Below are 23,640 nucleotides of genomic sequence, written 5' to 3' on the forward strand. Positions count from 1 at the left end.
GAGAAGCGGCTACGTTTCATGTCCTGGTCCTCTCGATGGGCCAGAACGAACTTCAAACCGGATTAGATCAGAGGGGCAAGGTCAGTTGGAATACCGAGTAAAAGTAAAAGAGTGGCAACGTCAAGGCGCGCCAATTTCACGAGGCGCCGCCATTCTCCGGAGGATGGAATTAGTTCACGGTGCTACCCGGGCGTAGGGAGCCTGTCAGGCAATCTGTCACATCGCTAATATTACAGATTTCCACGACGACTTAAATATCGATCGGCCGCCATACCACGTACGCAAAAACGGCGGCCACTGAGTGGTTTTCGCAGCGAACTTCCTGTCCATGTCGAAGTAAAAGACCAAAAATCGAGACCGCCAGCTCGCACGATTTTTTACCATCCGGGCAATTTCACGGCCTCATTTGCTTCCCCTTGCGCGCACATTAACATTGCGCGATGTTGTCTGCGCTATGGGAGGGCTTAGGCATGAAGGGGGTCGTGATCATCGGGACTTTGGCTGGCCGCCAGCCAGGGAATATGTGGGGCGTGAGCCCAACCGGCGGTTGATGTGATGGGCAAGATCACTCGCTTCGGCAGGCAATCCGCAGAATCTGGACGGCTAGGACCTCTCCGAGCGTCCATTTGGATTGCGACATGTTTAGCGGCTCTCGTGGCGGTCGGCTATATCAATGTGGGCCGTTCCGATTTGGGAAAACTCCAAATCCTTCGGTCTCTGGACGACCCGGGCCCGCTCGAGGGAGTCGCATTGGTCATTGATGGCGACACGATTGAAATTCATGGGCGGCGCGTTCGCCTCAACGGCATTGACGCTCCCGAAAGCAGCCAACTATGCGACGATGCAAAGGGCTTTCGCTACCACTGCGGTGCAAAGGCAGCAGCGGCCCTCCGCGAGTTTCTTTCGAAATCAAGGCCGACCCGCTGCCAGTTCGTCAGTTGGGATCGATATGGCCGTTACGTTGGCAGCTGTACTCGTGTGGACGCGGTTAGCGTTGCTGGCTGGTTGGTCGAGAACGGTCATGCGCTCGATTGGCCGAAATACAGCAGTGGAGCCTATGCCTCGCAACAGGCTGCGGCAAAGGCTTCAAAGCGCGGCATCTGGATCGGATTTTTTCAAGCGCCTTGGGACTGGCGCACTAACCACCGGGAGGCCGAACATTCGCCCAGCAAGCCACCACTAGGCCTGGTCAGCCCGCATGCTCTTGCGCAAAGTTGGTCCTGCCAACCCCGCCGAACATGCCCTCAGATCAGTTCATGTGACGAGGCAAATTGGTATTTGAACAACTGCTCCTGGGGCGGGAAGCTGGACCGCGACAGCGATGGCCTTCCGTGCGAGTCACTATGCTGATTGTGCTCAATGTCAGCTTGTGACCGACCCTGACCGGAGAAACCGGAGGCCTTCAGATGGTCGACATACGCTTGTTCGTGGATCGAACCACATTCCCAAAGGATTTCAAGAAATAGATCGAAAGAAACAGGTTTCCCAAGTGCTCCCTTTGCAACAGCCTTGATCCAGAGCTGTAAGATACCGGCAGGGTCAGGTGGCCGACGTATGTTGTGTTTTACGAGCTTCATACGTCAAAGTTTTAAGGGTAACGATGGGTTCAATCAAACGAAAACAATGGCCCGCACGCGGGTTTTCACATGAAGCTTAGCTTGAGGCACAGTACAGCGTCTCATTTCACAGGAATATTAAGACCTAAGAGCCCCTGAGAGGCTTTGTACCCAGTCGGATGGGTCAGTCGTGTAGGGCTCGGGCATACGTCGCCGGATTCCGCGCTGCGTGCTCGACCTCACAGCCATTTTGAACACATCGGTTGGTCGCACGGCATTCCGTCTCGACGAGCCGGGTAGCCTCCTCAGCATGTCGATATCGGACCGTGCACGTCAAACCGGCCATCGCAAATCGTTGAGCGCCCTTGTATGCGCGATGTGGCATTCGCCTCTTTCTAAGAGGCCAGATTACATTGACTTGCGCAAACGGAATTTTTGCACGATCTTACCTATCTCAATTTGGGGGAGGGGCTCATGAGTGTTGAAGAAAAACTTCGCGTTCTTGCTGATCGCATCAAGACGCATTCGAGCGCAATGCTTACAGAGGAGGCCTTAAAGACAGCGATAGTACTACCCTTTCTCTCAGCGTTAGATTACGACGTTTTCAATCCTGACGAGGTCATCCCTGAATTTTGTGCCGACGCAGTGGGGAAGAAGGGCGAGAAAGTTGACTACGCCATAAAAATTGACGGGGAAATCAGGATTCTTGTTGAATGCAAACCGATAACCACAGTTCTTGATCGAGTACATCTCGCGCAGTTATACAGGTATTTTTCAGTCACTAACGCAAAATTCGCCATTTTGACGAACGGTCGCGCGTTCCATTTTCATACGGACTTAGTTGCACCAAACAAGCTCGATGACCGACCGTTCCTCACGTTCGATCTTTCGGACCTACAGGGGCAATTGATCTCCGAGTTGAAGAAATTCGCGAAAGGGGATTTCAATGTGGATGGGATTCTGCAATCCGCTCACCGCTTGAAATATACATCGGCGATCAAGAAAGAAATTGGAAGCGTGATGGAGAATCCACCAGAGGATTTTGTGCGGATGGTGACTGGCGGCCTTTACCAAGGACGGTTCACCGCCCAGGTGAAGGAGCAATTCACACCCATGGTCAAAGCGGCTTTTCGCGAGATCGTTCGAGAATCCGTTCAGTCACGTCTTTCCACAGCGTTGGCCGAGACTGAGGTTTCAGAAATTGGCGCCGACGGACTTGGCGCCGACGAAGAGGTTGTGACCACTGAGGACGAGCGAGAGGGCTTCATGGTTGTGCGGGCAATCGTCCGGGACCTTTTAAAGCCAGCCAGGGTGATCATGCGCGATCAGAAAAGCTATTGCGGGATCCTGGTCGACAACAACAACCGTAAGCCCTTGGCCCGGCTGTGGTTTAACAGGTCGGTTAAATATCTTGGGCTTTTCGATTGTGAGAAGGAAGAGAAGGTTAAGATCGACTCGCTCGACGAAATCTATGACCACGCCGATCGCTTGCGAGCTACCGCGAAGGAATATCTTTCCGGGGCAATCGCGGCGCCCTCGATTGCTTCATGACTTTGAACGGTTCGGAAGTCCGCGCTACGCGCCTTCTTCGAAGCTTGATCCCGCGCGATGTGGCGCCCATGTGCCTTATCAACTTTCAATGGGCTCAGTCCGCCAGACGTCTTTCGGCAGATGAGCATGCCGGTTGTTTCCAGAATAAAAGTTGTTCCCGGCGAATTTGCCCCCCACTGATACTGACGACGCACGCGGTCGGTTGGCGGGTTCATGCTTCAGATGCGTGATGAGGCAATGGAAGGTCCGGGCGACGTGGGAAGGGCTCGTTGGTCTCGTCCCAACGAGCAAGTAGCGCCCCTAAGCTGACTCGCCGGCGGACACGGAGCGGTTGGCCGTGACGCCCGGGTCGGTTACGAGGCTAGAGCCAGAACGAGTCCCAGGCGTCAGCTCGTGGATGTGCTCCGGCCGTCCAACTCCAGTCGGGCTACGCCCTGCCTGCGTTCCAACCCGCCAGCATTCTCATTTTAATTGACGCAACGCTCACAGCTTCATTGTCGCGCCGCAGGTTCCGCTGTGGACCAATCAACTACAGACTGCCGGTTGGTTATGGGTCGGTAACGGAACTACCGCTTTCCGCGGCAACAACTTTGCAGTCTTCAGACGCCGAGGCGGCGTACAACAGCGCTACCCACCATACCCTTGTTGCCCGCGACCCACTACGGCTTTTTCGCTTCAGATCGTACATTATGCTTCCTTCATTATTACCGATGTCTGCATGACCTTGAGGTCTTCCCGCACCATTTCCGCGGCGAGCTCGCGCACGGATGTCTCATGCACCCAGCCGAGCTTCTCCTTCGCCTTGGTGGCGTCGCCCAGGAGAAGATCGACTTCCGTGGGGCGGAAGTAACGTGGGTCTACTTGGACCAGGCATCTGCCGGTCTCGACATCATAGCCCTTTTCGTCGACTCCCTCACCACGCCATTCGAGCTCGACGCCGACATCTTCGAAAACCCATTCGACGAATTGGCGGACAGGGGTCGTCTTGCCCGTCGCCAGCACGTAATCATCCGGTTGATCCTGCTGCATCATCATCCACATACCACGCACGTACTCACGCGCATGGCCCCAATCGCGTTGAGCATCGAGATTGCCGAGATAAAGCTTGTCCTGCTTGCCGAGGTAGATAGCAGCGGCGGCGCGGGTGATCTTGCGCGTCACAAAAGTTTCGCCGCGCAGTGGGCTTTCATGATTAAAGAGAATGCCGTTGGAAGCGTGGATACCATAGCCCTCGCGATAGTTGACCACGATCCAGTAGGCGTAGAGCTTGGCGGCGGCGTAAGGGCTGCGCGGATAAAAGGGCGTTGTTTCGTTCTGCGGTACGGATTGCACGAGGCCGTAGAGCTCTGAAGTCGAGGCCTGATAGAAGCGGGTCTTGTCCTTCAGACCGAGGAGGCGGATCGCCTCAAGAAGTCGCAATGTTCCGATACCGTCGGCGTTTGCTGTGTATTCCGGCGTTTCGAACGACACCCGGACATGGCTCTGAGCGGCCAAGTTGTAAATCTCGTCTGGCTGGGATTCCTGAACTACTCGGATGAGATTAGTCGCATCAGTGAGGTCACCGTAATGCAAAATTAGGCGCGGATCGGGATCGTGCGGGTCTTGGTAGATGTCTTCGATGCGACCCGTGTTGAAGGAAGAGGAACGTCGCTTAATCCCATGAACGATGTAGCCTTTTTCAAGCAGAAGACGGGTAAGATAGGCACCATCCTGTCCCGTTATGCCCGTAACCAGAGCAACTTTCCTGTTCTCGCCCATTTTTTTCCTGCTCTATTATAGTTGAATTTTCGAATCTGGCTCGCCACACCGCCAGCAAACTGCGGCCCGCCCCATACCCTGTGGTAGGATTTCGACAGATGCGGCGAGGAGCTCGTCATTGACAGTGTCAGCCAGCGAGCACACCTGCTCCTACTTCGAGGCATAGCAAAACAGAGTCTCGCCGCTAACCTGCCTAAGTCGCACATGCGGCCTGAGTGCCGAACTCAGCTCCGGGGTGAGCGACATAGATTTCAATCACGTCGCACCCGATTTGCTCATCAATCAGCGAGTGAGGACGCCCTTCTGGGATTCTACGTCCGTTCTCAAGCACGCACAGTCGGTTGCATAGCCGCTCCGCTTCTTCCACGAGGTGGGTGGCCAGTAGAATCGTCTTGCCTTGCGCCAACAGGGCAGTAGCCGTTCCCAAATAAAATGGGCGGGCATGTGGGTCCAAGCCGACACTAGAACTCCACCTTACCCTCGCGCTAACCAAGTAATCTTTCCCTGCTTCAGCGTCTTCTAATGGAAATTGTTTTGATCAGTGAAATCGATTGTTTGGATGAGGTGCATCCACAAAATGGATTGTTTGACAGGGCAGCGCGGCACCATCGGCGGCACAAAGTGGTGGGTGCTAGGTTTCGCTCCGCGCGAAGACAAAGTTCGTTTCAGTGGGCGGCTTGGGGCGAACCGCACATCTGAGGTGGCGGCGAAAAGCGCGGGTTGGGGCATACGTATTGACCTCCATGAATTTCGGGCGGCGAGCCGGAAAACGGTGGCTGGGCTTCAACGATGGAGGGACGAAGCGACCATGAAACTGTGTTTCATACTGTAGGCGATTCGCAGTGCGGCGAATTTGAACGGCTGCCTTTGCCAGCCCTCGCCATCGCATCCGGCGAAGGTCGTAGCTTCGTTTCCAGGTACCGAAGATCTTCTCGATCCGACTACAAATTCTGTGGATCGGTTGGTTCCAGGCGTCGAGCTTTCGGCCTCGTCGCGCCCCCACATAGCGGTTGCGACGATGCGCGGCCTTCCACCCTTGGCGCGCACCGCGTCGCCGAGATGATTGCCTCGGTAGGCGCTGTCGGCAAACCCTTCGCCGGGATTGTCGGGCAGAGCATCAGGAACAGCGTTGCCGTCCTCGGTGTGGGCCGTGACGGCGATCTCCTCGACAAGGGCCGTATCGGCGTAGGCACTGAAATGGGCTTTGAAGCAATGAAACGCTGGTCGGCCCTGTGCTTGACGCTTCATCGTCTTCGCTGGCCAAGGCGATGATCGCCGCATCGACAAGCGTGCCGGTCGTCAACTGGATCGCTGAACTGGCGGGTGATCTCGGCGAACAACAAGGTCATGAATCTCAAGAGCCTTTCGAAAACGGACGAAAGCGGGTTCGCACAGGTGTGGGCTCCGACACCGAGAACCCGCAGGACCGTCGGAACGATCCTCCACATGGCTGCAGACGCCAAAATTCCTCTCTCGGCCGTCGTCGCACAGCATCGCGTGCCAGTCGCTCAGTCCAGCCGGCTCGAAAGCTATCCGGCAGGAGTGGCGCCATGTTGGCGCACTTGAAAGCGTCAGAGGGCGCCGTGTCGCATCTTTCGATGGGACCGGACGCCATGATGGCCATAAATGACGTGGATGGCCTGCGCCTGACATTCGACGGCTGGCGGGTCCTGCACATCCGTCCTCCAGGAAACGCCCCGCAAATGCCATGTTACGTTGAGGCAGTTAAGAATTGGACTTGAAAAAGGGACTTTGTGGACTGCCTCGACCGGCTGTTTCGCTTAGCAAAGCGCGGCCCCACGTCAGCAGAGGCTCATCGTCAAGGAATGCCTTAGTATCCAACACATGGATGGGCCACATCCACGCAATCAATTTTACACATGTCGCCGCGCGCATTAGAGAACGCCGAATTTAAACCGGAAGCGAGTGTACCGGCGTCAAGATTTGCGAGCGTCACAGAGATAAGGATAGGCAGTGCTGAGGGAGCTCTTATGCCCCACGGCGCAGCCTCTACCAAATCGCCCGGCGTAACGGTCGACTAGTATCGACTAAGAGATCCCAAGCCAGATGCAACCTCGTCTCTGAAACGAGATTTCCGAAAATGCAGGTTAGTGGATTGGTAAAGCGCCGGTTCGTCGTCTCTCAGAGGCGTACGGGGTTCGGTGATTGTCTGTGGTCGCTGGCGGCCGCTTGGCGCTACGCTCAGCGGTCGGGACGAACGCTAGCCGTCGACTGGCGGGGGTCCTGCTATCTCGACCAACCCTTCACAAATGCCTTTCCGGTGTTCTTCCAACCGATCAATGACATCGCTGGCGTACCGGCTATTTGCGACGACCGGATCAACGACTTTTCCTTCCCTGGTCCATTCTTCCCGGAGTGGTGGAATAGGCCAGCGATCGAGTGCCTTTACCGCCCAGATGAGCAGATTTTCCAAGAGCGCGACGAGTTGGGCGAGCTCTTTCAGGCCGAACACGATGTCGAAGCGAGCACAGTAGTGTGTGACGCTTGTTTGATGTGGCGGTGCGATGAGGATGCAGAGCGGCAGGTGTTCCAGAGTGTCAAGCCTCGGCCTGAAATTCAAACACGCATAGATGCCATTTATCAGGAATGTTTTGAGGGGCACAGCGTTATCGGGGTTCATGTTCGGCATGGTAACGGTGAAGACATCATGGACCATGCGCCCTATTGGGCCGATCCGGAGTTCGCCGTTCGACAAGTGTGCACTGCGATTGATAAGGCTAAAGCGTTACCGCACCCCAAGCCTGTGCGGCTGTTCTTGTGCACGGACAGCGCGCAGATCCTGGATCATCTGTCGGCCAGGCTTCCCGATCTTCTCACCGTCCCCAAGCATTTCCGATCCGATCAAGATGGCCCCTTACACACTGCAGCACTCGGGATTGACGGCGGAATTTCCGCCCTCGTTGAGATGTATCTTCTCGGGCGCTGCGATACCGTAATTCGGTTTCCTCCGACGAGCGCCTTTACACGATATGCACGCCTTTTCGTACCACGGGTAATTGAGTTCGATCTGAAGGAGCCAAGTCGTTTGATTTTGATAGAGGACAGCCAAAGAATCTCTGGTCTCAGTTAAGACCCGCCACCTGCACAATTCGGCGGATGCAACCAACAGGCATAGTTGGTTGTCCATTTCTCATCGAGGCCATGGAAGCGTCGTACGATACCGATAGCGTCGTCATCTGAGGCCGTTCGGCAACGCGCGAGAACTTCGCTGTTACTCGGAGGCCGCAGACCAAGCCAGAGCGACGGCGATCGTGACGCTAACGCTCGAACGGGCGCGGGCAATCACTCCAGAGACGAAATCGAGGTTGTTATATGAAAGTGGTTCCCGTCATCATCAGCGGCGGAGCCGGATCGCGGCTATGGCCCGCCTCAAGGCAATCGCACCCTAAACCTTTCCTCAAAGTGGCAGACGGGCATTCACTGATGCAGCACACTGTGTTGCGCGTCGGTTCGATAAAGGGCGTAGTGGAACTCGTCGCCGTGACATCTGGGGAACACCTCTTCCTTACCAAGGACGAGTTCGACGAACTAGATTCCGTGGTCCTGCCACGCACCTTTCTGCTCGAGCCTGAAGGCCGGGATACGGCCGCAGCCGTTGCGGCAGCCGCCATCCATGCCAAGGCAACGCAAGGCCCTGACGCGATTCTATGCGTCTTCCCAGCCGATCACATGGTTGGCAACCTGCCTGCATTTTTAGACGTCATGTGCCGGGCCATCGAACATGCGAAGCTCGGGCGGATCGCCACATTGGGCATCACCCCAACCAGACCGGACACGGCATTCGGCTATATCGAAGCGGATGGTGAGAAAGTCGTCCGTTTCGTTGAAAAACCGGATCTGGACACAGCCAAAGCCTATGTTGCGTCCAAGCGCTTCTTCTGGAACGCCGGCATTTTCTGCTTTAGCGCACAAACCATGCTCGACGAGATGGCATCGCATTGCCCCGCGGTGATCCAGGCCGTCTCCGACAGCTACGAGAACGGCCGCTTCAGTCAAGGCGAAGGCTTTGCCAAAATCGAACTCGCGCCTGAGCATTTCGGCTCCGCCCCGCGAATCTCGCTCGACCACGCTGTCATGGAGAAGACGAACAAACTTGCCGTGGTTGCCTGCGACATGGATTGGAACGACATCGGATCCTGGAACGCAATGGCCGATTTGATCGCCGCCGACGAAAGCGGGAACAGGATACGCGGCGATGTGCATATGGTCGACACGACCGGCAGCTATGTGAGCTCCGACAAGCGCGTCATCGGCACGGTCGGTGTCAGCGATCTGGTGATCGTTGATTCCCCGGACGCTTTGCTTGTCGCATCCCGCGACCGTGTTCAGGACGTCAAGAAGCTGTTCGAGGGCCTCAAGGCTTCAGGACATGAAGCTCACCTGGTCCACAGCACGGTACACCGGCCGTGGGGTACCTACACGGTTCTTGAGGAAGGCGAGCGCTTCAAGATCAAACGCATCGAGGTGAAGCCCGGTCGGCGGCTGAGCCTGCAGATGCACTATCATCGTTCGGAGCACTGGGTCGTGGTCAGCGGCTCCGCGAAAATCGTCAATGGCGAGCAGGAGTTGTTCCTGGCGACAAACGAATCAGCCTACATCCCCTGCGGCCATAAGCATCGGCTGGAGAACCCAGGCAGAATTGACCTGGTGATCATTGAAGTGCAGAGCGGCGATTATCTCGGCGAGGATGATATCGTTCGCTTCGACGACGTATATGGTCGAACGTAGATTTCACCCGCATGACGAGAACGGTCAACGTGTCGCTGACTAATTACCACTAGGAAGGCCGTCTGCCCACTCAGGACCGGATGCTTGTGGAATCGGGAATTGACCAAGGCAGCGGCGAATGACCGCAATAGCCATCAGGGTGGGACAGCATAGTAACGCAACACAGTCCCACTGTCGAATAAGCCTTTGATATTTCTGACTTTCCAAGCACCTTCCGCGCCCACCAAAATGTTTAATGTCAATGGCTTATGGCCGACTTCGCTCTGAAGTGGGCCAAATCGGCCTCGCTATCCCCGCAGCACTCAGTTGATTAGAAAACGAGCAAGGACAGGGGGAGGGCGATCTTGTGCTGGCTTCTATGTCTAATCTTGCTCCTGTTCATCGTCAGGTTGTGTGCAGCCACACATAGAGCGGCTATCGCGAGGCTGGAAGGCCTCCGATCGATAGGTACGGCGAACGGCGGCAACGACGCGCGAATAGGATGGCTGAGCATATGATCGAGAATACCGCAGCTGCGGTCTAGCGCGAAATGCAGCGTCTGTGACTCATCGGTCATTGCAGCGCGATGAACCGGAAATCATGACCCTAAGCCGCGCTTCACCAGCCCATTTCGCTGCCCGATAGCCGACGTTCACCGCAACCAGCGTTCCTGACCCTAGGCAGACATTCGCAGCCTGATTTTGCTCCCGGATAGCGGACGTTCGCCGGAACCGGTATTCATGACCCGCAGCAGACCTATGTTCCGCGTGTCGCCAATGCCCGCTTTGCGCCTTAATTCCAGCCGTTAGCTCGTCGCTCTCTGACTCCTGTAAGCTGACAGTCTGCTGGCCCGATAAGGAGGTCGGTGTCCGAGGTAACATCAAGGACTACGGCTGGCGCTTCGGATGCCGCTTCGGCTACGAAGAAAAGGAGGACTTCATGGTCTCAGCCTCCGAATTCGGAGTCGGGTTCGTCAGGGTCTGCATCAGTGGCTCGATGGCGAAAGGCCGCGAGCGGACCCGGCAAACGAGATTCAGACGATCTTCCCCGCTCCGGACAACGAGCCGCTGCCGCAGAAGAAGCAGAGAAAGCTGCAGCGGCGTCCAATGGCTAACCGCCGCCATTTCTAGCGTGGCCAATACGGCTCGCTAATCGCGGCCAGCTCCGGCAGAGAATCCCGCATCTGGTCGGCGCTGACGAAACCGCCATAGGGCGGAACACGCTTGAGCCTTTGAACCACGGCGCCCGTAAGCACGGACGCCTCCCCGCCTTCTGCGACATGCCGAACTGACCAGGCTAGTAGGTCGGCCGCTTGAAGCGGAAGCTGGCGCTTGTCCGAGCCGAACGAAGGCTGCTGAACGAGAAGTTGCACCTGCTCAGGTGCGAGCGCCTGTTTCAGCACTTCCCACCAACTCACCGCATCCTCTCCGAGCAACCCTTGGTCGTCGAAAATGAACTCGACCGTTGCTCCGCTGATATCGAGGGAGCGCTTACCCAATTCGCCGATGAAGTTGACCGTTAGAACGACTACCTGGTTGTAGAGCAGAAAGTAGGGGCTATCGAGTTCGCGCCACGGCGACGCGCCTTTGATATGAGCGTCGAAGTCCTGCTTGTAGACCATCGCCGATATACGCGCGACCGCGTGCTTTTCGGCAACTTCCGCCAGCTCGAAAACTTTCTGATCGCGCAGCGCAGCCGGCCAACGTGCGAACTGCCCGCGCAGCGATATGGCCTCGCTCATCTTGAAGTAGTCGATGGCAGGCTCTTTCGCGAGCGCCTGTTGCCACTCAGCGCTGAACCGCGCCCAGCTTACATCGGGCGCGAGAAAGCCACCCAGGACGTATAGGCCGTCTCCGCCGTGGCTTCCGCTGTCGTCAAAATAGCCTTGCAGCAACATTCTAGGCCTTGATGCGCTTAGGCTTACCCCGTCTGGCAACCAGGTCCCGGCCTCGCCTTGCGAGGTCTTTCTTGTAGTGACTGCCGTAGAGGTCTTGCAGCGCTAACTGCATCAGCTCAAACGCAGTCAGGACGTCATCCCTGGCAACCTCTCCGGAATGACTCCCATGGTTCCCGACCCAACGCAGGGCATCCAGAACCTCTTTGTGTCCGGCGTTGGTTTGCGAGTATAGCTCGATACGTTTGGCGAACGTCAGAGGAACCCGCTTGCCCGTTCGGTTGTACTGCTTGACCCCTTGATCGTTTAGCGCCCGCTCGGCCGCTACACGCAGTTTGTTGGCTGTGGCCCCCAAGTCGGCCCAGAACAGGCTGAAACTCTGCTGAAGCGCTTCTCTGACCGCGTCTGGGGTATTGTCGGGCATTTCGCAAAGGGAAGGACCCGGATACATGAAGGTCGGCCGGAGTCGCCTTTCTGCAAAAGTACCGTTCGGTTTGTGAACTTCCTCAGCCTGGTAGGTCCCAACCGCCGACACGATTTCACCGCAGGTTCGCACGCTGCACTTCAGCACAAGGGTGAACCGACCCCAGTCCTCGTCGGGCGAGTAACCTCCACCTTCCGGGGCAGCGTAAAGCGGTCTTATTGCGGTCAAGCCGTTTTCGATCATGTTAAGATTGCCGCGACCGCACGTTGGGCAGTGAAAGGGAGGGATTTCGTCTTCGAGAAAACTCATGCGCCAAAGATTTCTTATTTCTGCCACCCGAACCTCCTAAAGCCGACGGCATTCATACAGCGACCGTCAGATCTGTGACAACTGCCCTCTCGCTCGAAAAGACATGTCCGCGTGACTGCCCGCACTTCGCCTCCCACGCACATCTGGCGATGCGACGAAACTCCCATGGCAGGCGAAGCAGAGCGGGATGACGGTGGTGTGCGGCGCCTTCAAGCCCATTCCGGCGCCCTGCGCGAGGCTAGCCGCCGGGACCGGTCGGCCGGTTGGACGTTATCCGAGATCGGAGCCGCCCGCGTCATCCTCCGGACCGAAGTGGTGGCTCCGGTGCTCGGTGAGAGCGCTCCAGTCGTCCGGACGGGGTGATCGCAGGACCGAGCGGTTTCGACGCCACCAAACGGCCGCTTCCTGCCTCACGTCACCCAGAAGCCGTCGGTCGGCAAGCGGCCCCATAACAGGACGTTGATTGTCTTCGCGCTGAGCGTCAGCAGTTGGCACTACCGCGTCCTTTCTCAGGAAGGCTGCACACCGACGCGATCTTCCTTTCGCCTTGCGCAAACCTCCCTTCCGAGGCGTTCAGTGCGTCGGCTTGGTGGACTGAGGCACTTCTGAGTGGGACAACAACATCGAAAAACATTGGAAAAGATTTGAATACTCTGAAGTCCCACTGATCTCTAACCAATTGATTTTTACGGCTTTCTGAATACCCTCCGGGCCCACCAAAAGTGTTCAATATCAATCGCTTATGGCCAACTTCGCTTTGAAGTGGGCCAATCCAGACCCGCTATGTCCCACGACTCAGGTGGGTTGACTCAATCTATGAGCTAGAAGGCGAGTTGTGCCTGGTCATCATGACCCGACGGCGACATTCGTAGGCAGAGCCATGGATGACCCCTCAAAGCCCGCAATTATATCGCGTATGGACCAGTATCTGAGAGTGCGCGGGTTCGGCTGTGAGGCCGTTGAGATTGTCCTTGATCCAGCGAGCGGCTGCGCCCAGTTCGCTAACGAAATCGTGCGAAATCACATAATCCATGATGCCTGCCTCGAGCAGGTTACGGGAATGGTTCGTCAGTTCGTGGCCAACGAATACAGTCTCGTGCGCTTTGCCGGCCATCTCCAGAGCCTTTGCCACGCCCCGGTTCGCTCCGGCCACATTGTAGATCGCGGCAGGGTGACCATTTGCCTCGAAATAGCGCGCCAGCTGCTCGCATGTGGTTTCGGGTCGGTCATCCGAGATCACGCGCTCTTCAACCTTCAGATACGGAAAATCCGACCGTAGCACCCTGCGAAAGCCCATCTCACGCTCCTGCTGGCAGCGAAACGGTACGCTCATGACGATCAGGATATTGTTGCGCTCCCTCGGCAGGGCATTGCCGATCAGCAGCGCGGCGACGCTGCCAGCAGCGTACTGATCATTGCCGACATAAACCGAGCGGCGCGAACTCGGCAGATCCGTCGTCAGGCATATTACGGGAATCCCGATGGTACGCAGCCTGCGAATCGCGCGGTTGATTGCCGGATGCTCGCGGGCGATGATCACCACGCCGTCCATTCCCTCGCCGCGCTGCTCGATCTGCCGTGCGAATGAGGCGGGCTCAACCTCACTGGTGCTCACAAAAACGCCGTCGATCTCGATGCTCGCAAGCGTGCGATTGGCCTCAGCTGCGGCCGAAGCCATCGCGGCGTTGAACGTCTCGCCGGAATCGCTGACCAGCAGAATGCGGAGCGGAGCGTCGCGCTCCTTGCTTTCGCTGCTAAGCTTTTCCAGTGCCGCCAGCACGCGCGCTCTTGTCTTCTCCCGAACGCCGCTGCGGTTGTTCAGGACCCTGTCCACCGTCGCCGGGCCCACCTTGGCAAGTGCGGCAATTTCCTGGACGGTAGGACCTTTCCAAAGCCTTCCAGGGGCGCTGTGGGTCATCGGAATCTCCTATGTTTGATTTAAAACACATCATTCCGGAAAAATGAGCTGCCCGCAACCGCAATGTTTTGAATGGCTTGTATACGCTTTGTGCTGCGCAGCAAATTTTGATGCAATTTACATCGTAAATGACCCATCGCGCCCGTTGAATGATGTTGTTTCAATCGGAATACTTTGCATCGTCTAACGGAGGGAGGAGCCCCCATGAACATCAAGAAATTGGCGATGCTTTCGGCCGTTCTGGCCGCAAGCGTGATCGCAGGCACAGCGGATGCACAGGACAGCGGCAAGCAGTACCGCTTCGTCATGGTCTCGCATATTGGATCGAACGATCCCAATATGAACTGGCTGACGCTGTCGCTGAAGGAGTTCGAGAAGAAATATCCAAACGTGAAGACGGAATACATCTCGACCAACAACTATTCAGTCCAGGAGCATGTCCGCCTTCTAGAGCAGGCCATAGCAACGCACCCCGATGGCATCGCGGTGCCCATAGTCAGCTCGGATGCATTCGAAGGACCGCTGCGCAAGGCGATCGACGAAGGCATCCCGGTCGTTGCCTTCAACATTCCCGATAGCCGACCAGCCGGCGAGCGCATTCCCTACCTGACCTATGTCGGCGGTGATGAATACCTGACGGGCAAGAAGCTCGGCGAATACGCAATCGAGCAGGCCAAGGAAGGCAAGATTCCGCAGCCCAAACACGTCGTGTGCGCCAGCCACGATTCCGCCCACCAGGGTCTCAAGGCGCGCTGCAAGGGCATGAAGGATGCAATGGAGGCGGTTGGCGCCAAGTTCGACGAGTTGTTCATCGGCGCCGAGCCAGCCGGCGCACGCAACGCGCTGCAGTCGTTCCTGCAGGCCAATCCGGACACGAACTACATTTTCACAGTGGCCGGCTGGTCCGCACCCTGGGCGTGGAGCGTCGCCAACGAGATGAACCTCGATCCCGACGTCGATGACAAGGGCATGACGATCCTGACGGTGGACGAGGGCCCTGTGTCAATCGAAGGCGTGCGAGCGGGACATTTGCTGGCGACCAACAGCCAGGGTTTTTGGCTCCAAGGTTATGCCCCTATGGAATGGCTCTACTGGAACAAGGAGTTCGGCTACGCGCCGCAGAGCGACATCCTGACCGGCCCCGTCATTATCAACAAGGGCAATGGCGATCAGTGGGCCAAGCAGGTCCGCGCCGTGTTCGGTGACAAGGCCTACGACGAGCAGAACACCTGGTAAAGGTTCCTCCCGAGAGGGGCGGCCGAATTCCTGGGGAAGTGGCCGCCCCTTCTTTGTCTGTTCGTCAAAAGCGCACGGGAACCGTGGAACACAATGCGATGAAACAGCTTGTTCGCAGCCAGGGATTCGGCGCGGTCATCGGCGTCGCGGTCATGCTTGCCGTCTTCACACTCATCGATTTTTCTGGATGGTGGACGGTTCAGACTGTGTCGAACGTGACGCAGTTCGCTTCCATCCTCGCCTTAGTGGCCATCGGCCAGGCGCTGGTCATCATGACCAAGGAAATCGACTTGTCGGTGGGTTCCGTCTACGGGCTGGCAGGAGTTTCCTTCATCACCCTGGAACCGGCACTTGGTGTCCCCGGTTCGTTGGTCTTGGCACTCCTCATTGCGGCGCTTGCCGGCCTGGTCCAGGGCGTTGCCGTGGTCAAGGGGCAGTTACCGTCAATGATCGTAACCTTGGGCGGCCTCTTCACCGCGCGCGGCATCATCTATGTCTGGACGGGCGGATCGGTGCACAACTTTTCTCCGGACGCACGCGCTCATCCTCTTACCCGTTTGCTCGGCGGTGAGCTGTTTGGGGTCGAAGCTGCGACCTTCTGGCTGATCGCGATTTCAGCGCTTCTCAGCCTGATGTTGTGGGCGACGCCGTTCGGAAACCGACTGCTTGCGACCGGGGGCGGGCGGGAAAGCGCCGAATCGCGAGGCGTTCGGACCGAAAGGGTCAAGATCGTCACTTTCGTACTCTGCTCGCTGCTGGCTGGCTTTGCCGGCATCCTGACCCTGTGCAACCAACCGCAGACCCACGTGACGCTTGGCGAGAACATGGAGCTCGAGGCAATCTCGGCTGCAGTCATCGGCGGCTGTCTGCTCACCGGTGGGCGTGGTTCGATCCTGGGAGCAATCCTGGGCGCACTCATCGTGGTGAGCTTCCGCTACGAGCTGATCGCGCTCGGAGCGCCATCGTCCTGGTACATCACATTCGTCGGCGTCGCGCTCATCGCGGCGGTCATCTTCAATCAGAGCCTGGCCCGGCGCCTCGGGCACAGCGTTTGATACAGGAGCGCGCCGAATGACGAACGATCATCCCCTCATCCAGGTCAAAAATCTCGACCTCTATTTCGGCGCCTTCCATGCGCTCAGGAACGTCTCCGTCGACTTCCACGCAGGTGAGCTGGTAGGCCTCGTCGGGGACAACGGCGCCGGCAAGACGACGCTGATCCGTGTCCTGTGCGGCATTCATGCGCCGACTTCCGGGGAGGTCTTCTTCGACGGCAGGAAGGTCGAGAAGTTCCATCCCAAGCTCGCCATTGATCAAGGCATCGAGACCATCCAGCAGTCGGTGGGACTTTGCGACAATCTGTCGATCGCCCGCAATTTTTATCTCGGGCGGGAGCCGGTGAAGCGCATCCTCGGCATTCCCTTTCTGGATTTCGCGCTGATGCGCGAGAAGTCGGCCCGCGTCATCCGGCAGTTCGGACTTCGCGACAACGTATCTGCTGACGATGAGGTGGAACGCCTGTCGGGCGGTGAGCGCCAGTCGGTCAAGATCGGCCGGGCGGTCGAATTCAAGAACCGCGTCGTCATCATGGACGAACCGACCAATCACCTGTCGGTACGCGAACGCGAACACGTCAACGAGCTTGCCGTGCAGCTCAAGGAACAGGGCCTGCTAGTGATCTACATCACCCACGACATCTTCCAGGTCCACAAGCTCGCGGACCGCATCGTCATCATGGAGAACGGCGCGAAGGTCGCCGACGCGTCCACTGATGCGATGACGGCCGAGGAGCTGGAGGAAGTCATCCGTCAGGGCGGCCGTGTGGTCGAGAAGCGGGAGACGGCCTGATGGCTTTGTCGGCCGCCAAACCCCTGATACGGCGTCACGCCGAGATCGGCATCTTCCTGATCGGCGCGCTCCTGGTCATCCTGTTCGCCTCGACCTCGGATGGGCGATGGGCAAACCTGTACAACATCGCGACGATCATCCAGGTGACGGCCACACTTGGCCTGATGAGCCTGGGGGTGGCGCTGGTCATCGGCACGGGCGAGATCGACATTTCCGTCGGCTCGACCTTCGGCATGGGGGCGCTGGCCTATCTGTGGCTCGCCGCGCATGTCGATCCACTGGCCGCAGCCGTCGCCGCAGCCATCGTGGGCGCGGCCATCGGCCTCCTCAACGGGCTACTCGTGACCCGGACCAGCACGCCGTCCCTCATCGTCACGCTCGGGACGCTGATGATCTTTCGCGGAATCGCCATCGCGCTGACAGAGGGTTTCTCTTTCTCCATCCCTTATGCCGCCCGCAAAGGCTGGAGCTATTTCTTGCTCGGCGGTGACGATTTCCTCGACTTCAACACCGCACTCTACTGGCTGATCGCCGTAGTCGCCGTCCTACTGGTGATGTTGAAGGCGACGCCTTTCGGCAACCGGCTGCTCGCCGTCGGCGGATCGGCAGAAAGCGCTCATTCCCGTGGCGTCCGCGTCGGCCGGATCAAGCTGTCGGCTTTCGTCCTGTGCGGAATGCTGGCGGCGTTCGCCGGCACGCTGGAGGCCGGCAAGCTCGGTTTCGCGGACGGCTCGATGGGCCGTCTCATGGAATTGCAGGCGATCGCCTCCTGCGTGCTCGGAGGATGCGTGCTGGCCGGCGGCCGCATATCGCTCCTTGGCGCGCTGATGGGTGCCTTCGTGCTGTCGTCCATTCAATCGTATCTCGTCGTCATGGGCGTGCAGCCGCAATGGTTCGTGCTGATCCTCGGGGTGATCGTGGTACTCGCGGCCTATGGCGACAAATCCCTTCGCCAATGGGCCCTCAGAAAATGAAAGCAGCAGCATGAGCGTCAGAATAGCCATCATCGGCGCGGGTATCATGGGGGCCGACCATGCTCGGATCGTGGCGGAGGAGTTGCCACGGGCAACCCTGCACGTCGTGTGCGATGCTTCGTCCGACCGAGCAAAGGCGGTGGCACAGGAGCACGGCGCGGCCGATGTTACCACGGATCCGGTCGCGACCATAAAGCGCGGCGACGTCGACGCCGTGGTCATCGCCAGCCCCGACGACACCCACGCCCCCTTGTCGCTGGCCGCCATCGAGGCCGGCAAGCCTGTGCTTTGCGAAAAGCCACTGTCGCAGGACGCGAACGAGTGCCTCCATGTGATCGAGGCCGAGGTCGCGCGCGGCCGACGCTTCGTCCAGCTCGGCTTCATGCGCCGCTTCGATCCCTCCTACCGCGATCTGAAGGCGATGTTGGACGATGGCTCACTTGGTCGCGCGATCATGATGCACAACTTCCACCGCAACGTGGAGGCGCCGGCGAACTTCACCGGTCAGATGGCCGTCACCAATTCGGCCCCGCACGAGTTCGACGTTGCCCGCTTTGTACTCAGTGCCGACTACAAGGCGATCTCCGTCTTCCAGCCTTCGGTCCTCGACACGACCAAGACCGGCGCGCCGGTCTTCATGGTGCTCGAGACGGACAAGGGCCAGCTCGTCAACATCGAGATCAACAACAATGCCGCCTATGGTTACGACGTTCGTGGCGAGCTCGTCGGCGAGAAGGGATCGGTCGTTCTGAATGCGCCCGTCTACACGCGCCGCAACGACCAATTGATGGCCTACGAACGCTATGCTTCCGACTGGCGGCCACGCTTCGCGGAAGCCTACAGGCTTCAGGACAAGGCGTTCCTGGAATTCGTCCGTTCTGGCGTGTTTCCGACAGTCGCGGCCGACGCATGGGATGGCTACTGCGCCGCGCGGGTGGCTGAAGCGGGAATCGAGGCGCTCGCGACCGGCGCGCGCGTGGGCATCACGATGGACGCCAGGCCGGATCTGTATCGACGATCGAAGCTGCCATGAAGGCACCTGTTGCTCCGGCAGTGTCGCGGTCATGCTTGGCAAGGGTTGCAGACGCTTCAGCTAACCGACAGCCGCCCGAGGACATGGCGGCGCTTAAGCAGTGGATAGGCCGCAATTCTTCGACCTTTTCCAGGCTGACGATCCGCATAGCCCGGTTCGCGCTGGAAAATCCGACCGAAGTGGCAATCGGTAACGGCGCCGAGCTGGCCACTGTCGTCGGCGTTTCCCGCGCCTCGATTAGCCGCTTTGCGTTGGCCTTGGGGTTCGAAAGCCATGCGCAGCTTCGCCGCTTCTTCCAAGGAGAAGTCATGTCGCGTCAAAAAAAGGATCTATCATGAAGCTGGGTTTTGTTTCCGACAGCCTTGGAGGCATGTCGTTCGAAGCGGTTCTCGACAACGCGGCGCGCCTCGGCGTCTCGGGTGTCGAGGTGAACACCGGCGGCTGGTCGACCGCGCCGCACTTCGACCTGGTGTCGATGAAGGCGAAGCCGGAAGCTCGACGGGCTTTCCTGAAGGCGTTCGGCGACAGGGGACTTGAGATCATCGCCCTCAACGCCAACGGCAATCCTCTGCATCCCACCCAGCCGGACCAGGCCGCGTGCCTGAAGGACACGATCCGCATTGCCGGAGAAATGGGCATCAAGACGGTCTGCACCATGTCGGGCTTGCCGGCCGGACGCGAAGGCGACCTCATGCCGAACTGGGTGGTCTCCTCCTGGCCGCCCGAAACGCAGGTGATCCTGCGCTATCAGTGGGGGGAGAAGCTGCTGCCCTTCTGGGCTGAGATCGCGGAGCTGGCGAAGAAGAGCGGCGTCGAACGCATCGCGCTGGAACTACATGGCAGCCAGTGTGTCTACAACGTTCCTTCGCTCCTCAAGCTTCGTGCGGCCATCGGTTCGGTGATCGGCGCCAACCTCGATCCCTCGCATCTGTTCTGGATGGGGGCGGATCCACTGATAGCAGCCGAAGCGCTGGGCGAGGCGATCTTCCACGTTCACGCCAAGGACACCATGCTTAATGCATCGGTTCAGGCGACCACTTCGCTGCTTGAAAACGGCTCGCTGATGGACATTCCCGGCCGCAGCTGGTCGTACGTCACGCTCGGCTTCGGCCATGGCGAGGAGTGGTGGCACAAGTTCTGCTACCGACTGAAGATGGCCGGCTACGACGGTTGGCTCTCTGTCGAGCACGAGGATGTACTGCTCAACAGCCTGGAAGGGCTCGAGAAATCGATCGCTCTGCTGAGAGGCGTGATCCCTCTAGCCGCAAGCGATTTCAGCCCGCAGGCGATCTAGAGTCGAGTGCTTATTTGCGAGGGGGTGCTCGGATGAAGATGCGCGCGCTAGTCGATCTCGACTTCGCCGTCCTCCCGACCGTCACGGCTTGCGAACCGTCAGCCGTTCTTCTCGGTAGAGCCGATAGATGCGGTTGATCCCCGATGGTTCGCCCTCCGGCGCAGCAGGATGAACAGCCGCCGGTAGCCGAAGCGGCTTCCCTCATTGGCAAGCTCGCGCAGCCTTCAGCGCAACTCCGTCTCCGGCGGGCGACCTCGCTCCAGAACCGGACCGTCTGTTTCCGCCCCCACTCAGGACCTCTGCACGCTCGACGTAAAATGTCCGTTCCTAGCGCTATCAATAGCGTCACGTAGCACACTGCAGGCGCTTCTCGTTCCGCCATCCTAGACGCCTTTGAGCGAGGCGCGTTTGGTGGGACAAAAACATTGAAAAATATTGGAACGGATTTTGAATGCAGCGTGGTCCCACCGGATTCTAACTTGTTGATTACGCTTATTTTCCAAACATCCTCCGGGCCCACCAAAGTCCATAATGGTGCCGACACGCTCGTCGTCGCGCCAGATCACCTCATTGCCGATCAGAATTGGCGCGCTATCGGCGCCGCCAAGAGAGAACTGAAGCAGGCGCGAGCGCGGCGCCTTGCCTCGCTGGGGCCTCCACGATATGGCGCCCTATGAAATCGTCTGGCTTGCTCCAACCGACAGCCAAGCCCAGGCCGGCCTCGATCGGGGTGTCCTCGGCGCCGATATCGATGCCCATAAGACGATAACCGCGCTCCAAGCGGCATGCGGCGACGGCATGAAGGCCGGCATAGCGGAGAGCGAATTGGTCGCCTGCCGATACGAGCAAGTCGTGCAGTAGCCGCACATCTCACATGGCCCTATACGTGGATTCCCCTCTGCGAGAGGCAGGGTCTCGGGATCCAATGCGGCAATGCGCTCCAGCGAGGGCAGCGCCAGAGCCGTCCCCGCGATGTCCTGGACAATTCCTCCCAGATCGCGAATTCGCCCTTCCCGATCCAGCAGTCCGGGACGTTCGGCGCCGGCAGGCCCGTAGCGAAGCAGTTTCATGCATGTGTCTCGATTGTCACTCGTTTCTTACTGGAAATCGCTTGCCGCATTGCGCGGCGGTACTGCTTCGGCGCTACGCCGGTTGCTGGCGGAAGAATCGTGAAAAATTCCCTTGGGCATCGAAGCCCAGATCGCCGGCTAGCCGGGTGAGGTTCGTTCCTTGCTGTCTCATGATCGAAATAGCGTGCTCGATGCGCAAGGTGTTCCAGTACGTACCTGGTGTGAGATCCATGTGGTCGCGGAACATCGAAAAGAAACGGGCCCGCGACATCCCGGCGTGGCGAGCGATCTCGTTAAGCGAATGCTCGCGGGCGATATCGGCCTGCATCAAGCGGATGGCCTTTGACAGGCGAAAATCGAGCGGGGGCCTTCCGTCGGCACTGTCTCGTCCGCCCTTCGCGGCGCCAAGCAAGCCGAGCAGCAGTGCTTCCATACGTGCGTCGATCTGGAGACCGTTGCCGCCGGCGAGGTCGCGCCCAATCCCGGCGGCAAGGGCCTGGCTTGTCCGGTCGAGCTTCAGTTCGACCGTCGTAAAACGGCTCGTCGGATCGGCCCCAGCGAGAATGGTCCCCAGCCAGCGCCGGTCAAGATAGAATGACAGCGTCTTAGCGCGGCCTCCCTGAGGTAGCGAGACGCTATGAGATACAAACGGCGCGATGAGCGTAGCCCGATCTTGATCGAACCCGCCGCGTTTCGACGCTACACTTAGCTCGATCGGGTCCCCTTCGAGCCAGACGCTGAGATTGGCCATCGAGTGCGCGTGCTCGGCTAGCGGATCCGAAAGCTCCAATACGCTCACATGGCCGAACGAGCCGTAGTGAAGCTCATAGATCAAGGACACGGCTTCCTCCCAAAGCGTGACCGATTGCTTCGCAATCAATCTATTCGTCTATTCTTGAGCGAGCGACCAATAATAGGATTGACTCGGCAGCGCAAGTGATTGTTTATCGATCGACAAACAAAGTGCACGAGGAGACCATGATATGAACACGATGAAGGGGCCTGGCCTGATGCTCGCCCAATTCAGTGCCGATGCCGCACCATTCAACAGCCTCGAGGGCATTGCCGACTGGTGCGCCAATCTCGGCTTCAAGGGTGTCCAAATACCGGCTTGGGATCGGAGGCTGTTCGACGTGGAAAAGGCGGCGGAAAGCCAGGCCTATTGCGACGACATCAAGGGTATCCTCGCTGAGCGTGGCATCGTCATCACGGAACTCGCGACCCATCTTTTTGGGCAACTCGTCGCCGTGCACCCGGCCTATGACGCGATGTGCGACGGCTTTGCCCCAGAAGCTCTGCGCGGGAAGCCCAACGAGCGAAGCGCGTGGGCCGTGCAGCAGGTGAACCTAGCGGCAAGGGCTTCGAGGAGGCTCGGGCTTAGCGCGATGGGAACATTCTCGGGAGCGCTACTGTGGCCCTATTTTTTCCCTTTTCCTCAGCGTCCGGAAGGGATCGTAGACATTGCATTCGAAGAATTGGCGAAGCGATGGTTGCCAATCCTGGACGCTTGCGAGGAATCAGGCATCGACCTCTGCTACGAAATTCACCCGAGCGAAGACCTGCATGACGGCGAAACCTTCGAAATGTTCCTCGAAAAGGTCGGAGGCCATCGGCGCTGCAACATCCTCTACGATCCGAGCCACCTGCTGCTGCAACAACTGAAATACCTGGACTACATCGACATTTACCACGAGCGCATCCGGATGTTTCACGTCAAGGACGCTGAGTTCAATCCGACCGGTCGACAAGGCGTCTACGGCGGATATCGGGGCTGGACTGACCGGGCGGGCCGCTTCCGCTCGCTGGGAGATGGCCAGGTCGCGTTCCGACCGATCTTCTCAAAACTCGCGCAATACGGGTTCGAAGGCTGGGCGGTTCTGGAATGGGAATGCTGCCTGAAGAATCAGGAAGATGGAGCTGCCGAAGGTGCTGCGTTCATCCGTGACCACATCATCAGGGTCACCGACGAGGTCTTCGACGACTTCGCCGGAACGGGTGCCGATCGGGATGCCAATCGCCGGATGCTCGGGCTGGGCGTGTAGGAGGA

The 23,640-nt window shown here is 58.4% G+C and carries 19 protein-coding genes and 2 pseudogenes; 12 read left to right on the plus strand and 9 right to left on the minus strand.

Features of this window, described 5'->3' with window-relative positions; genetic code table 11:
• The first annotated feature begins 750 nt into the window (after positions 1–750).
• Together NKI50_RS07345 and NKI50_RS07350 are read left to right on the plus strand one after the other, a co-directional pair.
• Positions 751–1,350: a thermonuclease family protein gene (locus NKI50_RS07345; RefSeq protein WP_352704221.1), complete on the plus strand. Its 600-nt coding sequence runs from the start codon at positions 751–753 to the stop codon at positions 1,348–1,350.
• 680 nt (positions 1,351–2,030) lie between these two features.
• Positions 2,031–3,107, plus strand: a complete 1,077-nt coding sequence (locus NKI50_RS07350) for a type I restriction enzyme HsdR N-terminal domain-containing protein (RefSeq protein WP_352704219.1) — start codon at positions 2,031–2,033, stop codon at positions 3,105–3,107.
• Positions 3,108–3,794: 687 nt separating this feature from the next.
• Here the strand turns inward: NKI50_RS07350 and gmd are convergent.
• From gmd to NKI50_RS07365, 3 genes and pseudogenes are all read right to left on the minus strand, one after another.
• Positions 3,795–4,865 (minus strand): GDP-mannose 4,6-dehydratase, encoded by a 1,071-nt coding sequence (gene gmd, locus NKI50_RS07355; protein WP_352716045.1) that lies wholly within the window; start codon positions 4,863–4,865, stop codon positions 3,795–3,797.
• 159 nt (positions 4,866–5,024) lie between these two features.
• Positions 5,025–5,328: pseudogene (locus NKI50_RS07360) on the minus strand (nodulation factor ABC transporter ATP-binding protein NodI); the annotation flags it as partial.
• A gap of 320 nt (positions 5,329–5,648) precedes the next feature.
• Positions 5,649–6,113: a hypothetical protein gene (locus NKI50_RS07365; protein ID WP_352716048.1), complete on the minus strand. Its 465-nt coding sequence runs from the start codon at positions 6,111–6,113 to the stop codon at positions 5,649–5,651.
• A gap of 853 nt (positions 6,114–6,966) precedes the next feature.
• On the opposite strand from NKI50_RS07365, the gene NKI50_RS07370 reads away from it, so the two are divergent.
• On the plus strand, positions 6,967–7,956 hold the full coding sequence (locus NKI50_RS07370; protein WP_352716051.1) for a nodulation protein NodZ: 990 nt from the start codon (positions 6,967–6,969) through the stop codon (positions 7,954–7,956).
• 242 nt (positions 7,957–8,198) lie between these two features.
• Positions 8,199–9,614, plus strand: coding sequence for a mannose-1-phosphate guanylyltransferase/mannose-6-phosphate isomerase (locus NKI50_RS07375; RefSeq protein ID WP_352622068.1), 1,416 nt, complete (start codon positions 8,199–8,201; stop codon positions 9,612–9,614).
• Between the two features lie 1,105 nt (positions 9,615–10,719).
• On the opposite strand, the gene NKI50_RS07380 is transcribed toward NKI50_RS07375, so the two are convergent.
• From NKI50_RS07380 to NKI50_RS07390, 3 genes are all read right to left on the minus strand, one after another.
• Entirely contained in the window at positions 10,720–11,490 is a 771-nt protein-coding gene (locus NKI50_RS07380) for a DUF3800 domain-containing protein (protein ID WP_352716054.1), read from the minus strand.
• 1 nt (position 11,491) lies between these two features.
• On the minus strand, positions 11,492–12,247 hold the full coding sequence (locus NKI50_RS07385) for a DUF4145 domain-containing protein (RefSeq protein WP_352716057.1): 756 nt from the start codon (positions 12,245–12,247) through the stop codon (positions 11,492–11,494).
• An 865-nt stretch (positions 12,248–13,112) separates the two neighbouring features.
• Positions 13,113–14,138 (minus strand): LacI family DNA-binding transcriptional regulator, encoded by a 1,026-nt coding sequence (locus tag NKI50_RS07390; RefSeq protein WP_352716059.1) that lies wholly within the window; start codon positions 14,136–14,138, stop codon positions 13,113–13,115.
• Positions 14,139–14,342: 204 nt separating this feature from the next.
• Between NKI50_RS07390 and NKI50_RS07395 the strand changes: the two genes are divergently transcribed.
• From NKI50_RS07395 to NKI50_RS07425, 7 genes are all read left to right on the plus strand, one after another.
• Positions 14,343–15,374 (plus strand): sugar ABC transporter substrate-binding protein, encoded by a 1,032-nt coding sequence (locus tag NKI50_RS07395; RefSeq protein WP_352610209.1) that lies wholly within the window; start codon positions 14,343–14,345, stop codon positions 15,372–15,374.
• 38 nt (positions 15,375–15,412) lie between these two features.
• Entirely contained in the window at positions 15,413–16,429 is a 1,017-nt protein-coding gene (locus tag NKI50_RS07400) for an ABC transporter permease (protein ID WP_352610212.1), read from the plus strand.
• Positions 16,430–16,445: 16 nt separating this feature from the next.
• On the plus strand, positions 16,446–17,222 hold the full coding sequence (locus NKI50_RS07405) for an ATP-binding cassette domain-containing protein (protein WP_352610215.1): 777 nt from the start codon (positions 16,446–16,448) through the stop codon (positions 17,220–17,222).
• Entirely contained in the window at positions 17,222–18,196 is a 975-nt protein-coding gene (locus NKI50_RS07410) for an ABC transporter permease (protein WP_352610218.1), read from the plus strand. Before NKI50_RS07405 ends, NKI50_RS07410 begins: the two co-directional genes overlap by 1 nt.
• Positions 18,197–18,206: 10 nt before the next feature.
• On the plus strand, positions 18,207–19,229 hold the full coding sequence (locus NKI50_RS07415) for a Gfo/Idh/MocA family oxidoreductase (protein ID WP_352610234.1): 1,023 nt from the start codon (positions 18,207–18,209) through the stop codon (positions 19,227–19,229).
• An 83-nt stretch (positions 19,230–19,312) separates the two neighbouring features.
• Positions 19,313–19,567 carry a MurR/RpiR family transcriptional regulator gene (locus NKI50_RS07420; protein WP_352716062.1) on the plus strand — a complete coding sequence of 85 codons (255 nt, stop codon included), beginning with the start codon at positions 19,313–19,315 and terminating at the stop codon, positions 19,565–19,567.
• On the plus strand, positions 19,564–20,523 hold the full coding sequence (locus tag NKI50_RS07425; RefSeq protein WP_352610224.1) for a sugar phosphate isomerase/epimerase family protein: 960 nt from the start codon (positions 19,564–19,566) through the stop codon (positions 20,521–20,523). The genes NKI50_RS07420 and NKI50_RS07425 overlap by 4 nt, the downstream gene beginning before the upstream one ends.
• Positions 20,524–20,610: 87 nt before the next feature.
• Here NKI50_RS07425 and NKI50_RS07430 read toward each other — a convergent pair.
• From NKI50_RS07430 to NKI50_RS07440, 3 genes and pseudogenes are all read right to left on the minus strand, one after another.
• A pseudogene (locus NKI50_RS07430) lies at positions 20,611–20,774 on the minus strand (IS3 family transposase); the annotation flags it as partial.
• Positions 20,775–21,114: 340 nt separating this feature from the next.
• Positions 21,115–21,390 carry a hypothetical protein gene (locus tag NKI50_RS07435; RefSeq protein ID WP_352639326.1) on the minus strand — a complete coding sequence of 92 codons (276 nt, stop codon included), beginning with the start codon at positions 21,388–21,390 and terminating at the stop codon, positions 21,115–21,117.
• A 276-nt stretch (positions 21,391–21,666) separates the two neighbouring features.
• A complete protein-coding gene (locus tag NKI50_RS07440; RefSeq protein ID WP_352639328.1) occupies positions 21,667–22,428 on the minus strand; it encodes a helix-turn-helix transcriptional regulator in 762 nt (253 codons plus the stop codon).
• A gap of 148 nt (positions 22,429–22,576) precedes the next feature.
• Here NKI50_RS07440 and NKI50_RS07445 point away from each other — a divergent pair, with 148 nt between their 5' ends.
• A complete protein-coding gene (locus NKI50_RS07445) occupies positions 22,577–23,635 on the plus strand; it encodes a sugar phosphate isomerase/epimerase family protein (protein ID WP_352716065.1) in 1,059 nt (352 codons plus the stop codon).
• Positions 23,636–23,640 lie beyond the last annotated feature (5 nt).

It is taken from the genome of Mesorhizobium sp. M0563 (assembly GCF_040321065.1).
Taxonomy (GTDB): domain Bacteria; phylum Pseudomonadota; class Alphaproteobacteria; order Rhizobiales; family Rhizobiaceae; genus Mesorhizobium.

Coding starts and splice junctions, on each gene's coding strand:
- NKI50_RS07350 (WP_352704219.1), top strand. CDS start 2,031: ATGAGTGTTGAAGAAAAACTTCGCGTTCTTGCTGATCGCATCAAGACG.
- gmd (WP_352716045.1), bottom strand. CDS start 4,865: ATGGGCGAGAACAGGAAAGTTGCTCTGGTTACGGGCATAACGGGACAG.
- NKI50_RS07365 (WP_352716048.1), bottom strand. CDS start 6,113: ATGAAGCGTCAAGCACAGGGCCGACCAGCGTTTCATTGCTTCAAAGCC.
- NKI50_RS07370 (WP_352716051.1), top strand. CDS start 6,967: ATGCAGGTTAGTGGATTGGTAAAGCGCCGGTTCGTCGTCTCTCAGAGG.
- NKI50_RS07375 (WP_352622068.1), top strand. CDS start 8,199: ATGAAAGTGGTTCCCGTCATCATCAGCGGCGGAGCCGGATCGCGGCTA.
- NKI50_RS07380 (WP_352716054.1), bottom strand. CDS start 11,490: ATGTTGCTGCAAGGCTATTTTGACGACAGCGGAAGCCACGGCGGAGAC.
- NKI50_RS07390 (WP_352716059.1), bottom strand. CDS start 14,138: ATGACCCACAGCGCCCCTGGAAGGCTTTGGAAAGGTCCTACCGTCCAG.
- NKI50_RS07395 (WP_352610209.1), top strand. CDS start 14,343: ATGAACATCAAGAAATTGGCGATGCTTTCGGCCGTTCTGGCCGCAAGC.
- NKI50_RS07405 (WP_352610215.1), top strand. CDS start 16,446: ATGACGAACGATCATCCCCTCATCCAGGTCAAAAATCTCGACCTCTAT.
- NKI50_RS07410 (WP_352610218.1), top strand. CDS start 17,222: ATGGCTTTGTCGGCCGCCAAACCCCTGATACGGCGTCACGCCGAGATC.
- NKI50_RS07415 (WP_352610234.1), top strand. CDS start 18,207: ATGAGCGTCAGAATAGCCATCATCGGCGCGGGTATCATGGGGGCCGAC.
- NKI50_RS07420 (WP_352716062.1), top strand. CDS start 19,313: ATGGCGGCGCTTAAGCAGTGGATAGGCCGCAATTCTTCGACCTTTTCC.
- NKI50_RS07425 (WP_352610224.1), top strand. CDS start 19,564: ATGAAGCTGGGTTTTGTTTCCGACAGCCTTGGAGGCATGTCGTTCGAA.
- NKI50_RS07445 (WP_352716065.1), top strand. CDS start 22,577: ATGAACACGATGAAGGGGCCTGGCCTGATGCTCGCCCAATTCAGTGCC.